Here is a 14,624-nt window from a genome sequence, read left to right as displayed (position 1 = left end):
CCGATGTAAACTTCCTTAGGTTGGTGTGGTGTGGCAGACCGGCGACGAGAAGCCTTCACCGTGGATGCTGAAAGTCAGCCAGGGCGCAGCCCTGTCGGAAGAGGCTGCCCGTGCACAGACGATCAGGTTTGCTGAGCACAAGCGTGACATGCCGTTGCCGCGCGTTATGCCTGAGTGCGGACGCGCGATAGAGCATCAGGAACACGCCCCCCACGTAGCATTCAGAAAGAACGTTAATCAGGAGAGCACTCATGAACGCCAGACAGGTAACACTATAATTAGTTACAACAATCATATTATCAGTTTTCACCTCACTCCATGCAGCACCTGCGCCGGCATTCACGCCAGAGCTGGAGGCCCGGCTCGGGAAATAGCCGCTGAATATCTGCTGGCGCACCCGGACGTTCTGGTGCAGGTCAGCCAGAAGCTGCAGCAACAACAGCATGCGCGTGAGCAGCTGGCCATGAGCCTGTAAGTCATGGATAACCAGGCGGCACTGCTCAGGGACGCTGACACGCCGGTGACCGTCCCGGCCGGTGCGAAGGTCGCCGTGATTGAGTTCTTTGACTACCAGTGCGTGTTCTGCAGCAGATTGGCGCCGGGCCTGTCCAGCCCGACAAAAGCAGGATAACGTCCTGCCTTTACCGGGTTACCGGTTATCTCAGATGTACTGTTATGTATCTGTCGTCCGCACAGGCTCTGTTCCCATCAGGTAGAGTCTGGTTATCTGGCCTATTGTTGTCTATCAGGTATGACGCCCGCTATTCACTAATTACTGCCCTTCACACCTCGTTCACTTACCCATAAATTCGGATATTCCATTTTCCTTGCTAGCGTGCCGGTACTCTTAAATCGAGAATGCTGTTATGAGGCGATTTGATAAGTGGGCAGGAGGAATCCAGAAATACCTGTCTGTTTAAACAGGCAGGCATAAGAGACTTACAGCTCTGACGGCCAGTTATCCAGCACCCGCTGGCGCACCGCTTTCGGATACCCCTGCTCAAAGGACGCATGCAGATGACGGGTGGTCTGCAGCGTATCAAACACCACTTTTGCCCCAAGACCTGCCACATACTCCTCCTCTTCATAGCACTGCGGCAGGCGGATCACGCGCTGATCGTCAAACACCACGCGGCGGCCAACCGGGTGGACGCGGGTTGAGAGGACCCACACCACTTCGCGAAGGTTGGTCGGATCAAAATCATCATCCACCACGTAGACCTTCGGAATAAACACCATCGCGTCGGTCTTAAACAACACCTCGCCTATGCGCTGGGCTAGGGCTTCGCTGGTAACGCCCGGTATGAGCTCGCGCCAGTTCTGCGGCACTACCACAAGCAACCAGTGGACGGTCGAGTCTTCCGGGATCCAGGCGGTGACAATCGGCAGCTTCGCGTCGCGCAGATACGTCAAAGCATCGGCGGCCAACCCCATCGCCCACAGGGTATGCGACTCATCGGTCGGGCGGCCAGTGATCGACATCGGCCAGATCGGATCGTCCCGGTGGGTAATGGTCTCGACGTGGAAGGTCGGCTGGGCAGAAGAACCATTGCCAAGATAGCCGCCGTACTCGCCGTACGGGCCTTCCTGACAGTCGCGATTGATGGACACATGGCCTTCAATCACGATCTCTGCCGTGGCAGGCACGTCCAGATCGATACTGACCGCCTTTACCACCGGCACCGGCTCGCCCGCTAGGGTGCCGATGTAATCCGCCTCGTCAGCGTGGGCCGGGATCGGAATGCCGGAAACGCAGGAGATCGCCGGAGCCGGGCCCTGCACCAGGGCGTAAGGCATCGGCTGGCCGAGCTTAACCCACTCAGTCCAGATCTGGCCGATATGCTGGCTCGGGACAATCAGCCCCACCATCCGTTTGCCGTCTACCTTCATCACGCGGGCGATGGACCAGTTCACCCATTTTCCGTCCGGCGTTTTGACGATCAGCGTGCCCCAGGTGTTGGCATAGCGACCGCCATCCTTGTCGTGGGCAAAGGGGATCGGGAAGCGATCGAGGTTCGCCTCTTCACCGCGCAGGATGTTCTGATGACACAGGGCATCCGTAGAAGCCACCCGTACCGGGGGAATGCCGGGCTTATGACGCGCCGCCGACAATGCTTCGACGATCTGCGGCCCGGTGGACGCCGGAGCCAGGCCGAGGGACATCGCCACGCGGGCATAAGGTATCTCCTGACGGAAGGAGAGGCTGGCCGGGGCACCGAACAGACGGAAACCGGGGGCTACGCCTGCCACCTTATGGAACAGCGGGGCAGGGGACTGGATCTCATAGCTGCGGCGGGTAATGGCGCTTGGCTCAAAATCACCGTCCACTTCGCGGGTCACGTGCATGATGTCACCCATGGCGTCGAGGGCATCGATATAACTGCGTAAATCACCGTAATAGTTCATCAGGCTCTCCTTAAGCCGTAGGAGTGGAGTGAGGTTCACCCCAGCGTTTTGTTAAAGCGTTATCCATGCCGAACTGATCCAGAATGCGCGACACAAAGTGGTTGATGATGTTGTCAGTGCTTGTGGGGTTGTTATAGAAGGCAGGCATCGGAGGCAGCATCATGGCCCCGGCGCGGGTAAGGGCGAGCATGTTCTCCAGGTGGATGGCGTTGAGTGGCGATTCACGCGGCACCTGCACCAGCTTGTGCTGCTCTTTCAGGGTCACGTCGGCAGCGCGGGCAATGAGGCCATCGGCGTAGCCGCAGCGGATGGCGGCGAGGGTTTTCATGCTGCACGGCACTACAATCATGCCGTCAACGCGAAAGGAGCCGCTGGAGCTGGCCGCCGCCTGATCGTGCTCACTGTAAGTCTTCGAGGCGAGCGCAATAACCTCCTGTACACTTGTAGGGCGTTTCCAGTTGAATGGTGGCGTGCGCCCATTTGGAGACGATCAGATGTGTTTCGACCTCCAGATCCTTCAGCGCGGCCAGTAAACGAACGCCAATTGCAGCGCCAGTAGCGCCAGTCATGCCTACAACAAGCTTCATACGGGTTCTCTGAATGTATGCTTTCATGTATAGTTTGAGTTAAAACTGTTTTTACTCAAACTATATGTTTGCCGTTTTCAGGAGTCAAGAACGTCGATGGCAGAAAATCGCGACTTAATCCTTGCCGCGCCCCTGTGGCCGCACGGCGATTGTTCATTAATGCACCTGATGCGCCGTGCAGGGCAGCATTCCACCACCTGCTGGAGCCAGTGCGTCAATACCGGGTTATCTGCCGTGCAGTACGCCATACTGGTAGTGCTGGCTGAAGAAACAACCTGCAACCAGCAAACGCTGGGAAGCCGCGCCGGATTTGATAAAGCCACCGGTACTTACGTGATCTACCGGATGACCAAAAGCGGGTTACTGACGGTAGAGACCGACCCCGCCAACCGCCGCCGCAAGCTGGTCTCTATGACTGCAGAGGGCGAGTTGATGCTTGCCCGGATGATTGAGCAGGCCAAAACCGCCGAGAAGATGATTACCGCTGGTCTGAATACCCAGGATATCGCTGACCTGAAGCGTCTGCTGAGCAAGCTGGGGGGATTGCAGGAGCCTGATGACTATGCCTCCAACGAAATTGCCTGACCGTGAACCGAAGCCCGATCTGACTATCGGCTTTCTGCTGATGAAGCACTTTACGCTGGCCTCGGTGGCGGGGCTGGTGGAGTCCCTGCGCTTTGCGGCGGACGAGTCCTTTCCCAGCCGGCAAATCTTCTGCCGCTGGGAGTGGATGACATGCGATGATCAGCCCATTACCGCCAGTTGCGGCCTGCCGGTGTCGCCCACCGCAAAGCTCGATTTCTCGAAAGAGTGGGATTACTTTGTGGTCGCGGGCGGGCTGCTGGAAGAGACCCGGCATTCACCGGAGTGGCTGTTGCAGGCCCTGCGGAACTTGCATGCCTGTAATATCCCGATCATTACCCTGTGCAGCGGGGCCTTTGTCGCCGGTAAGGCCGGGCTGCTGGACGGTCGCCACTGCGCGATCCACTTCACCACCCGGGACGAGTTCCGGCTGCGTTTCCCGAAGGCCATTCCGGTGATCGATAAAACCTACATCAAGGACGGCGGGATTATCTCCTGTCCAGGCGGGACGGCGATTGACCTGGCGGCGGATCTGATCCGCCAGCACTGCGGGCTGGTGCGCTCGCAAAAGGTGCTGAAATATCTGCTGGTGGATGAGATGCCCACGCCGAAAACGAAGCATAAAGCGTCGCTCAGCGAACCCGACGTCTACGAGAATCCGCTGGTCACCAGGGTTATTGAGTTTATGAAGCACCATCTCGATTCGCCAGTGCCGCTGGCGGAGGTGGCAGAGTTTGCCGGAGTGACCTTCCGCCAGCTTAATCTGATCTTTACCCGGTGTACCGGCCACTCGGCGGCGGTTTACTGGCGGCGGATGCGCCTTGAGCAGGCTCGCAAACTGATGGTCGACTCCAGCAACAGCATTAACGCCATTGCCACTGCCACCGGTTTTGCGGATGCCTCGCACCTGATCGCCTGGTTCCGTAAACAGTACGGAGAAACCCCCAACTCGTTCAGAAAGCGACGCAGGGAAGTGGAGAAACTGGTGAAAGAGTAAAGGGCCACACGGCAAAAGTGCAGGCCCATTTTTTTAGGCCGGGTAAGCGCATCGCCACCCGGCAAAACAGCTCTCTACAGCATATGACGCTTTACCATCGGCCTTGGCGCACTCGCTTTCTGTGACGAGGTGTCATCCAGCGAAGCCGCATCGGCCAGGCTGCGGGCGTTGGTTTCCGGTGCCAGCCACCAGGAGACGGCTAAGCCCACAAAGGTGATCGCCGCGGCGATATACATGGTGGTGCCGATCCCCAGGCTCTGCAGCGAGGCGGGCACCAGCCAGGTCCCGACCGCGGCGCCAATGCGCGACAGCGAGGTCCCCACGCCAACCGCACCGGCACGGATTTCCGTCGGGAAGATCTCGTTCGGATAGACCAACTGCAGCACCTGAGCCCCGCCGATGAACAGCGCGTATGCACCAAACATCAGCAAAATGATCATTGACGGACCGTCACGCAGCAGGCCCAGCAGCAGCAGCGCCAGTCCTGACCAGAGAAAGCTTTGCAGCAGCAGCTTGCGGCGGCCCAGGGTGTTCACCAGCCGGGTGGCGATAATGCAGCCGACCACGAACAACAACGTGATGGCAACCGAACCGTAGGAGGCCCACCTACCGCTCAGGTGCAGGGCATCCAGCACTTTCGGCGCAAAGGCATACACCGCAAACACCGGGATCACTGAGCAGGTCCAGAAGATGCTCACGAACGCCATGCGTTTGCCGTAACCCGAGTGCAGCAGGTTGTAGAAGGAGAGGTTTTTGCTTTCTGCTTGCTCTGGCAGGTTGCCCAGGCCAAAGTCAGGGCCATACACCCGGCGAATGATCGCTTCGGCTTCGGCATGACGGCCTTTGCTGATCAGCCAGCGCGGGGATTCCGGGGTGCCAAGACGCACCAGGAACAGCAGCGCACCAATTATCGCGGTGCTCGCCAGGGTCAGACGCCACGCATCCGGGCCGCCAAAGTGTAGCAGCGCTTCGCCGCTCATATAGGCCGCAGCGGCACCGGCAAACCACAAGATGGTGAGGGTCGCCAGGCACGGCCCGCGGTTTTTCTTCGGCAGAAACTCTACCAAGAAGGCGGTCGCCACCGGGTACTCAATACCTACCGCCATGCCGTTTAAAAAGCGCAGGGCAAACAGCATCTCGCCGCTCTGCACCCAGTATTGCGCCACGGAGCAGACCACAAACAGCGTCGGACCGACGAAATAGAGCATCTTTCTGCCCAGCCGGTCGGTGAGGGTACCGCCGATAAAGCCGCCAAAGAAGATGCCGATCAGCGCCGAGGCGGCAATCAGCCCTTCCCAGAAGGCGGTCAGCCCCAGGGCCGGGGAGACCTTCATCATGGCGATGCCGATAATGCTCAGCACATAGCCATCGACAAAGGAGCCGCCGCCGGAGCGCACGGTCAGCAGGCGATGAAAGCGGTTGAGTGGTACATCTTCAACAGAAACGGTATTTGACATGGTAACTCCTGTCTTTCCCCGCTATCGTTGAATTAATGGGTGAAAGCAGGAATAAACAGTATTAGCGATGAATGTTTATTCAGGCCGAGCGAAGCCATACCCGTTAATTACGATTACGGAATAAATATAGGTCTAAGAAGGTTTAAGCGTTAAATAAGAGCGTGCGTTATTTCGCGTAAATCATGGCAAATACACCTCCGCTGCAGGATGGTCGGATAAGATGTTATTTATATTTATTATGTTGTTACTGTGTCTGTTATTTTTAAGACGCTTCGTCAGATAATCGTTTGACGGCAACCGTGCGCGTCGACCACCAGCAGATCAGCGATCCGAGGCTGACCATCGCCGTGCCCTCCCAGAAGGCCAGGGTCAGGTGCGAATCCAGCATAAAAGCAGCCAGCACCGCTGAGATGATCGGAATGAAGTACGACGCCGCCGCCAGCACCGTAACGTTGCCGTGCAGGATCCCAACGTTCCAGGCGGCATAGCCAAAGCCCATCGCCATTGCCGCCAGTATCAGGCTGATCCATGCGTGCCACGACAGAGTAAATCCCGGCTGGGGCGAGGTGAGATATTTCACCCACAGCGTCAGCGCCGTTAAGATAAAGAACAAGGTGATACCGTTATTTCCCTGAGCGATACGTTGGGTAACCACGCAATAAATAGCCCAGATCACCGCCCCGCTGAATGCCAGCCCGTAACTTAACGGATTATCCATAACGTTATTCATCATCTCCGTCAGCGAAAATCCACCGTCGCCGCCTAATACCCGGCCTATTCCGACGATGGCTAAAATCACCCCGGGAATAATTAACGGACTGGTTTTCTGCCGGTTAACGATCACCGCCAGTAAAATGGTCATGCTCGGCCAGAGATAATTCACCATCCCCACTTCAATCGCCTGACGTCCGGTATGGGTAAAGCCCAGCGACAGCGACAGGCACAGCTCATAGCAAACGAACAGCACGCTGCCGATGATGAGATAGCTCAGCGGGAACTTTTGGATCTTCGGAAAGCCGATGGTAAACAGCAGCAGCACCGCGCTACAGGAATAGATCAACGCCGCCCCGCCCACCGGGCCAAAGCCTTCGCTCACGCTTTTGATCAGGCCGACAATCGCGCTCCAGAGCAGGATGGCGATCAGGCCGATGAGTGTCGCTTTCTTATGGGGCATACCCTGTACCTCTGTTTACATTCTGGTCACAATCCGGGCTTCCGGTGTGCCACTTTGTTAAATTCTGGTTAACTGCAGCATTAAAACTATGCTGCCGGAAAGACACTGTAAATACGTATCAGCGGGGGATAATTTGGGAATGTGATCGCTATCGGAAATCATATAGAAAATTACTACGACAAAATAATGCATTTATTTTGTTGATTTTTAATATTTAATTTTTTCACGTTTGTCAAAATCTTCTGTTAGTGCGTATTTACTTTGTATTCTCCTTGTATACAAAAAATATTCACTCATTGACCTTTTACCTCCCCCTGTGCAAATTTTTAACAAACGCAGTGCATCAGGCTTGCGTAGCAGACTGTGATGGTCGTGAATTCTCCCTGGAGGTTATCGTGTTGACATTTGAAGGTATCTACACCCCGGCAATTACCCCTTACGCAGCCGATGGCAGCATTGATTTTGCGCGCTTTTCCGACGTGCTGGAGTCGCTGATCGAGGCCCGCGTTCACGGCATCATCATCGGTGGCTCTACGGGCGAATATTACGCCCAGAGCCCGGAAGAGCGTAAAGCGCTGGTAGAACACGCCCGCCAAGTGATTGGCACCCGCCTGCCGCTGATTGTCGGCACCGGCGCAATCCGTACCGAAGATGCGGTGGACTACGCCAAACATGCCCGTGAGCATAAAGCCGATGCCATCCTGGTAACCTCGCCGCCGTACGCCCTGCCGACCGAGCAGGAAAACGCCCATCACGCGCTGACCGTGGATAAAGCCGCCCAGCTGCCGATCATGCTCTACAACTACCCGGGCCGCATGGGCATCACCATGGGCGAGACCTACTTCCGCGAAGTGAGCCGCTCGTCGAACGTGGTCGCCATCAAAGAGAGCTCCGGCGATTTCAACAATCTGCACCTGCTGGCCTGCAAGTTCCCGGACATTGCGCTCTCCTGCGGCTGGGACGATCAGGCTCTCGAGTTCTTCGCCTGGGGCGCGCAAAGCTGGGTCTGTGCCGGTTCCAACTTTATCCCGCGTGAGCACGTGGCGCTGTATGAAGCCTGCGTGGTGGAGAAAGACTTTGCTAAAGGCCGCAAGATCATGGCTGCGATGATGCCGCTGATGAACTACCTCGACGGCGGCAAGTTCGTGCAGTCGATCCGTTACGGCTGCGAGCTGAACGGTCTGACCTCCGGCACGGTGCGTGCGCCGCTGCAGGATCTGAATGAAGAAGAGAAAGCGCAGCTGAAAGCGGTGATTGCCGATGTGAAACGCAACGTCGCTGCGGCGCTGTAAGGAGGCGATATGAGTCAGCTACATACCCTGGATGACGTAACGGCCATCGCCCGGGAGCTCTCCCTGTCGAGCCAGGCCTTTATCAACGGACGCTTCGTGGCCGCGCAATCCGGCAAAACGCTGCCGACAACAAATCCGGCCACCGGGGAGACCCTCGGCCACATCGCCGCCTGCGACATCACCGACGTCAACGCGGCGGTGGCGGGGGCGCGCAGCGCCTTCGAGGCCGGAAGCTGGAGCAAGCGGGCGCCGGGCGAACGCAAGGCGGTACTGCTGAAACTGGCGGCGCTGATGGAGCAGGAGATCGACCAGCTGGCGGTGCTGGAGAGCCTCGACAGCGGCAAACCGGTGAGCGAATGTCTAACGGTAGACGTGCCGGAAACCATCCACGTGCTGAAGTGGCACGCGGAAGCCATCGATAAACTTTATGACCACACCGCCCCGGTCGGTAACGGTGCGATGGCGCTGGTAGTGCGCGAGCCGATTGGTGTAGTGGGCTGCGTCCTGCCGTGGAACTTCCCGCTGCTGATGCTGGCCTGGAAAATTGGCCCGGCGCTGGCGGCTGGCTGCTCGGTCATCGTCAAACCGGCGGAGCAGACCTCGCTCACCGCGCTGCGCGTCGCAGAGTTGGCCTTTGAGTCAGGCATCCCGGCGGGCGTGCTGAATATCGTCACCGGCACCGGCAAAGCCGTCGGAGAGCCGATTGGCCTGCACCGGGATATCGACATGGTGAGCTTTACCGGCTCCACCGCTACCGGACGGCGCTTCCTGCACTATGCGGCAGAGTCCAACCTCAAGAAGGTGGTGCTGGAGTGCGGCGGTAAAAACCCGGCTGTCGTCTTTGACGATGCGGGGGATCTGGCGGCCGTGGCTGGCTACGTGCTGAACGGCGCATTCTGGAATATGGGCGAGAACTGTTCCGCCACCTCGCGCCTGCTGGTGCAGGAAAATGTGAAAAAGGCGCTTCTGGCCGAGATGGTAAAACAGATCGGCGACTGGCCGATGGGCAATCCGCTCAATCCCAACAACCGACTGGGGGCAATGGTCTCGACGGAGCATTTCAGCAAGGTGAGCGGCTATCTCGACACCGCCCGCCAGGAGGGGCTGCGGATGGTACAGGGCGGCGATACTGAGCAGGGCGTTTATGTCCAGCCGACCATTATCGACGGCGTGACGCCGGAGAGCGCGCTGTTCCGGGAGGAGATCTTCGGCCCGGTGCTGTGCGTCACCACCTTTAAAACCGAAGCCGAGGCCATTGCGCTGGCCAACGATACAGAATACGGTCTGGCCGCGTCGGTCTACACCAGCAGGCTGAACCGGGCCATTCGCGTCTCGCGCGCCATTCGTGCCGGTACGGTAACGGTGAATTGCTTTGGGGAAGGTGACGCCACCACGCCGTTTGGTGGCTACAAGCAGTCAGGCTTTGGCGGGCGAGATAAATCTGTCTTCGCCCTCGACCAGTACACCGAACTGAAGACTCTCTGGATTGATCTCTCTGAAGATGACGCCTGAAGCCGTTTTTAACGGTCTGGAAGAGAGAATTCATTTCTATTTTTGTCTTCTGGTGGCGGTTGGCCTGTCGAGAAAGCAGGGACGCATTGGCTCAAACCGGCAGAAAAATGCCTTTATTATGAAGTGGCTAAAAAATGCCGGGCAGCTGCGGTCATTTCGCCAGGTTGCCGGCAGTGAAATTGCCTGGCTGCGTGGGGAGATCCTGCGTCATACACCGGACCGGGATCCAGAGCCCCTCCTGAGGCTGATCTATCAGACTGCCAGGGAAATGCGCAGAGCATGACTGGCGTGGCTGATAATTTTGCTGTTGCGCATCTTTATCTGTAGGTTAAGCAACATCATAGTTAAGCATCACAGGTCGACTTTCAGGAGGCGTCAATGAGAACGGGAAAGGTAGCGTTGTATGAGGATCTCAAGCGCCATATTCTGACCATGGAACTGGATCCGGACGAGCTGTTGGATGAAGCCGCGCTGACCGCACAGTACGGCCTCTCCCGCACGCCGGTACGCGAAGTGTTCCAGCGCCTGGCGGGGGAAGGTTATCTCGAAATTGTTGAAAAACGCGGCGTGCGGGTGATCCCGATGAGCCACTCGACGCTGCGCAATTTCTTCCTGGTGGCACCGATGATCTACGCCGCCACCGGACGCCTCGCCGTGCAGCACTACAAACCGGCGCAGTTAAAATCGCTGAAAGAGACGCAGAAACGTTTTCGCAAGGCGGTACAAACCCGCGATGCCGAGGCGCTGGCGCTGGAGAACAACCGTTTTCACGAGATCATGGGCGAGATGGCGGCCAACCCCTATCTGCAGCCGAGTCTGGGACGTTTGCTGATCGACCACTGTCGTATCGGGCGTACCTTCTTCCGGCCGCAAAACGAGGATATGGAGCGCCGTTTACAGCTGGCTGCGGATCATCACGACGCCTTTATCGTTGCCATTGAGGCGCGTGACGAACAGGCGGTGGTGGATCTGGTGTTTGAGCACTGGGAGCTGTCGCGGGAGAACATGGAAATCTTCATCGCGCCGCAGGGGCTGAAGGCTGATAATTTCGCGCCATTCCCGGAGGGCGATAACACCTGATCGCCTCAATCTAAGGCCTGCCTGCGCCCGCTGACAGGCCCTCTTCTCCCGTTCTTTTATATCTTCTGACGCCCCGCTGCGCCGACTTTTGCACGTCTTTTTTATCATCTACGTAACTATTTTTATACCTCATGTATACATTAGATATACATCACATATTCATTTAATCAGGATGGCTAACATTGATCCCACTTAGTTGCCGGATCCTGCGGTGACGTGACGAGAACATAATCAGAGCCTACCGGAGTAACCAACGTGCAAAAAATCACTTCTCTGCCTGCTGACGACGCCCTGCCGGGTTGGTATCACACCAGTCAACCGCGAACCCCGCGTCCTGCCCATGTCGGGCAAAAGCATGCCCGCTGGGCGATAGTCGGGGCCGGATTAACCGGGCTGGCGGCAGCTCGTCAGCTGGCGCTGAACTTCCCGGATGATGAAGTGGTGCTGATTGAGGCGCAGGATGTGGGTTACGGCTCCTCCGGGCGCAACGCCGGTTTTTCCATTGATGTCCCGCACGATATCGGGGCGAAGGACTATATTGGCGACGTGACAACCGCCAATCTGATCCTCAAGCTTAATACTCTCGGGCAGAACTATCTGCGTGAGATCGTGAAGCAGCACGGTATCGAGTGCCAGATGACCGATTCCGGTAAATACCAGGCCGCGGTAGGGGAGAAGGGGATCGCCATCCTGGAGGCCTACCGCAGCGGGCTGGAGAAAATTGACCGTCACGCGGAGATGATCTCAGGGAAGGATTTGCCGGATCATATCGGCACCTCTTACTACCAGCAGGCGCTTTATATTCCGGGCACCATTCTGCTCCAGCCCTCGGCGCTGGTGAAAGGGCTGGCGGACAGCCTGCCATCTAACGTGACCCTGTATGAAAACACGCCCATTACCGCTATCGACTATGGCGACAAAGTGACGCTAGTGCATGATCAGGGGAGCATCACCGCCGATACGCTGATCCTGGCGAATAACGCCTTTGCATCTCACTTTGGCTTCCTACGCGGTCGCCTGCTGCCGACCTTCCTTTATGGCAGCCTGACCCGTCCCCTGACCGCCGACGAGCAGGCGCAGCTCGGCGGCAAGCCGGTATGGGGGGTTATTCCGGCGCATCCGTTTGGTAGCACCGTGCGCCGCACGGTCGATAACCGCATCCTGATGCGCAACAGCTTTAGCTTCCATCCTGACGGTCGTCCGCGTGAAAAACAGCTAAAGCACAATATCGAGACCCATCGCAAATCGTTCGAGCGCCGCTTCCCGATGCTCAGCAAGGTCGATTTCGAATACTCCTGGAGCGGGGCCATCTGCCTGTCGGACAACCACGAAGGCTTCTTTGGTCAGCTGGCACCAAACGTCTATGGCGCGCTGTGCTGTAACGGTCTGGGGATCACCCGCGGCACCGCCACCGGCAAACTGCTGGCGGATATGATCGCCGGGGAGCACAACGAGCTGATCGATTTCCTCGTGGCCTCGCCGGGCCCGAACAGAATCCCGCCGGAGCCGTTCCTGTCAATTGGGGTGAAATCGGTGCTGAAGTGGGGCCAGTTCCGCGCCGGACTGGAGGTGTAGCATTCCGTGAAAACGCCTGATGGCGCTGCGCTTATCAGGCCTATGGGTTTCCAGGTCAGATAAGCGCAGCGCCACCCGGCACTCTTACTGAATGCCTTACAGCCCAATATCGATAAGATTCGGGTGATCGCTAGACGTCTACCCAGCGGCCAGTGATAGAGTTGCTCGAATTCCTTGCTTGGCGTGCAGCTTGTTATAAGGCTGTTTGTGGGATTTAGTGGCTTCGATCTAATTGTCCTGTAACTGTACCCATTACTATTCTGCACCTGACAAACCACATCACCACGAGTTTGTTAAATATGTTATACCTACGCCGGACGCCGATTGGCCTGAATGGCCCTGCTATCGCCGGGCATACCATTGGCACCGGCATCGTGCTGGTAACGACAACATTAGAGCGTTTGAGCAGTTGCCTGGCCTCACGCCGGGAGACTGGATTAACTGACCGCTGACAAAATGCGTGACAATGACAGTCCGTTTTGTGCCAGAAGCGGATGTTGCTAATAACAGTCTGAATGGATCTACGGGGAACAGGTCAGTTTAGGTGGATGTCCTCATGGGTGATATGAGGACATTCATGATTGAGTGGTGCGTTCTTCAGTGGGGGGCTGTCACTATCTCTTTGCCTCGAAAGCAATCTTAAGGGCTAACCCTGCCAGTACAGTACCCATTAACCAACGTTGTATTTTTATCCATGTAGGACGACCTGAAAGGAAACCAGCTATTGAACCTGCCACCATGACAATCATGCCATTTACCATCAGGCTTACAGCTATCTGGATACATCCAAGCGCCAGTGATTGACCAAGAAGGCTGCCGTGACCCGGTTGAATAAATTGCGGAAGCAATGACAAATACATGATGGCGATTTTAGGATTAGCGACGTTAGTAATGAAGCCCATCATGAACAGTTTGGTAGGGGTATCAATCGGCAAATCTTTAACACAAAAAGCGGATTTTCCACCGGGCTTTAAAGCATACCAGGCGAGATAAAGAAGGTAAGCGGCGCCGCCAAAACGAAGTAAATCGTAGGCATAAGGAATAGCAAGCACAAATGCCGTTATGCCCAGTGCGGCGCAAAGCATATAAAATACAAAGCCAAGCGCAATTCCACTCAGGGAAATAAGCCCGGCACGTTTCCCCTGGCAAATGGAGCGAGAAATTAAATAGATCATGTTTGGGCCGGGAGTTAATACCATTCCTAACGCAACCAGGCCAAACGTAAGAAAATGTACGTAATCAGGCATGACTTATCTCCAGAAAATAAGTTATGCCCAGACGCGCGGCTCGCAATAACCCTTGCTTCCCGATAGTGATCTATCTTTAAGCGTCAGTAACATGAGCACATTTACTATAACACAATTTCAACAACACATGGCTCTGCAAATTATAAACATTAACTGCTGAGGCAGTGCGCGGTTTCCTCTGTTCTTTGGTTACGTCCGCCGAAATGAGCGCGAATGCACGTTGTGTGCCGTTATATGATGAATTAACCGCTTATCTGAGTCCGGGATGCTCATTGCCCAGGACACTTCGTGATGAGTATGGGTTTTGAACTTTCCCTCTTCACTCAAAATTGCCTCTAAGTTCCAGCCGCGCTGAGGACCTGCTGTGGTCCAGTGCATCACTTTTATGTTAGAAGAAAGCATTCATTAAGATCACTTGAGGATAAGCAGAATGCTTCTGGAAAAGCTCAGGTTGCTGGAATGCAGCCTTCACGGTGAAAGGCGAAACAATCGGGAGTGGCTTGAGCGGCTTCTCCATCCTGAATTCCTGGAAATAACACGTTCAGGCGTTATGGTTGACCGTTCAGAGACGATCACGTCGCTATTAAACGAGAAAACTGCATCGCATATTATCAGCAGCGATTTTCGCCTCACAGAAATGGGGGAAGGTTGCGTCATACTTCACTGTAATGCGCCCCTAAAGTTAGACACCAGATCGAAAACTGAGGGCGCATGG

At 56.2% G+C, this 14,624-nt stretch carries 15 protein-coding genes and 1 pseudogene; 10 read left to right on the top strand and 6 right to left on the bottom strand.

Annotated elements, in window-relative coordinates:
- Positions 1-64: 64 nt before the first annotated feature.
- Positions 65-475, top strand: a complete 411-nt coding sequence (locus tag IAE50_RS26785) for a hypothetical protein (protein WP_375287843.1) — start codon at positions 65-67, stop codon at positions 473-475.
- A 3-nt stretch (positions 476-478) separates the two neighbouring features.
- Positions 479-631, top strand: coding sequence for a hypothetical protein (locus tag IAE50_RS26780; RefSeq protein WP_375287841.1), 153 nt, complete (start codon positions 479-481; stop codon positions 629-631).
- A 308-nt stretch (positions 632-939) separates the two neighbouring features.
- Here IAE50_RS26780 and IAE50_RS21465 read toward each other — a convergent pair whose 3' ends face one another.
- Together IAE50_RS21465 and IAE50_RS21460 are read right to left on the bottom strand one after the other, a co-directional pair.
- A complete protein-coding gene (locus IAE50_RS21465) occupies positions 940-2,406 on the bottom strand; it encodes a UbiD family decarboxylase (RefSeq protein WP_200581228.1) in 1,467 nt (488 codons plus the stop codon).
- 10 nt (positions 2,407-2,416) lie between these two features.
- Positions 2,417-2,993, bottom strand: a pseudogene (locus IAE50_RS21460) (UbiX family flavin prenyltransferase).
- Between the two features lie 96 nt (positions 2,994-3,089).
- Between IAE50_RS21460 and IAE50_RS21455 the strand changes: the two are divergent.
- Positions 3,090-3,578 carry a MarR family winged helix-turn-helix transcriptional regulator gene (locus IAE50_RS21455; RefSeq protein WP_200581227.1) on the top strand — a complete coding sequence of 163 codons (489 nt, stop codon included), beginning with the start codon at positions 3,090-3,092 and terminating at the stop codon, positions 3,576-3,578.
- Positions 3,550-4,572: a GlxA family transcriptional regulator gene (locus tag IAE50_RS21450; protein ID WP_375287838.1), complete on the top strand. Its 1,023-nt coding sequence runs from the start codon at positions 3,550-3,552 to the stop codon at positions 4,570-4,572. Before IAE50_RS21455 ends, IAE50_RS21450 begins: the two co-directional genes overlap by 29 nt.
- A 74-nt stretch (positions 4,573-4,646) precedes the next feature.
- Here IAE50_RS21450 and IAE50_RS21445 read toward each other — a convergent pair whose 3' ends face one another.
- Positions 4,647-6,029 (bottom strand): MFS transporter, encoded by a 1,383-nt coding sequence (locus IAE50_RS21445; protein WP_200581226.1) that lies wholly within the window; start codon positions 6,027-6,029, stop codon positions 4,647-4,649.
- A 262-nt stretch (positions 6,030-6,291) separates the two neighbouring features.
- Positions 6,292-7,203: an aromatic amino acid DMT transporter YddG gene (gene yddG / locus IAE50_RS21440; protein ID WP_094420692.1), complete on the bottom strand. Its 912-nt coding sequence runs from the start codon at positions 7,201-7,203 to the stop codon at positions 6,292-6,294.
- 395 nt (positions 7,204-7,598) lie between these two features.
- Here yddG and IAE50_RS21435 point away from each other — a divergent pair, with 395 nt between their 5' ends.
- The 6 genes from IAE50_RS21435 (at position 7,599) to IAE50_RS21410 (ending at position 13,114) form a co-directional block, all read left to right on the top strand.
- Positions 7,599-8,495 carry a dihydrodipicolinate synthase family protein gene (locus tag IAE50_RS21435; RefSeq protein WP_200581225.1) on the top strand — a complete coding sequence of 299 codons (897 nt, stop codon included), beginning with the start codon at positions 7,599-7,601 and terminating at the stop codon, positions 8,493-8,495.
- 9 nt (positions 8,496-8,504) lie between these two features.
- Entirely contained in the window at positions 8,505-10,007 is a 1,503-nt protein-coding gene (locus IAE50_RS21430) for an aldehyde dehydrogenase (RefSeq protein WP_200581224.1), read from the top strand.
- A complete protein-coding gene (locus IAE50_RS21425; protein ID WP_094420686.1) occupies positions 9,997-10,290 on the top strand; it encodes a hypothetical protein in 294 nt (97 codons plus the stop codon). Before IAE50_RS21430 ends, IAE50_RS21425 begins: the two co-directional genes overlap by 11 nt.
- Before the next feature lie 95 nt (positions 10,291-10,385).
- Entirely contained in the window at positions 10,386-11,087 is a 702-nt protein-coding gene (locus IAE50_RS21420; RefSeq protein WP_200581223.1) for a GntR family transcriptional regulator, read from the top strand.
- Positions 11,088-11,342: 255 nt separating this feature from the next.
- Positions 11,343-12,662, top strand: coding sequence for an FAD-binding oxidoreductase (locus tag IAE50_RS21415; RefSeq protein ID WP_094420682.1), 1,320 nt, complete (start codon positions 11,343-11,345; stop codon positions 12,660-12,662).
- A gap of 299 nt (positions 12,663-12,961) precedes the next feature.
- On the top strand, positions 12,962-13,114 hold the full coding sequence (locus IAE50_RS21410) for a hypothetical protein (RefSeq protein ID WP_157737665.1): 153 nt from the start codon (positions 12,962-12,964) through the stop codon (positions 13,112-13,114).
- 162 nt (positions 13,115-13,276) lie between these two features.
- On the opposite strand, the gene IAE50_RS21405 is transcribed toward IAE50_RS21410, so the two are convergent.
- Positions 13,277-13,909 (bottom strand): LysE family translocator, encoded by a 633-nt coding sequence (locus tag IAE50_RS21405; protein WP_200581222.1) that lies wholly within the window; start codon positions 13,907-13,909, stop codon positions 13,277-13,279.
- Positions 13,910-14,297: 388 nt separating this feature from the next.
- Positions 14,298-14,426 carry a hypothetical protein gene (locus tag IAE50_RS26520; protein WP_255563713.1) on the bottom strand — a complete coding sequence of 43 codons (129 nt, stop codon included), beginning with the start codon at positions 14,424-14,426 and terminating at the stop codon, positions 14,298-14,300.
- Positions 14,427-14,624: the final 198 nt, after the last annotated feature.

Origin of the sequence: Kosakonia sp. S42, from assembly GCF_016624785.1 — a bacterium.
GTDB classification, from domain to species: domain Bacteria; phylum Pseudomonadota; class Gammaproteobacteria; order Enterobacterales; family Enterobacteriaceae; genus Kosakonia; species Kosakonia cowanii.
This window is presented reverse-complemented; position numbering and strand designations above follow the sequence as displayed.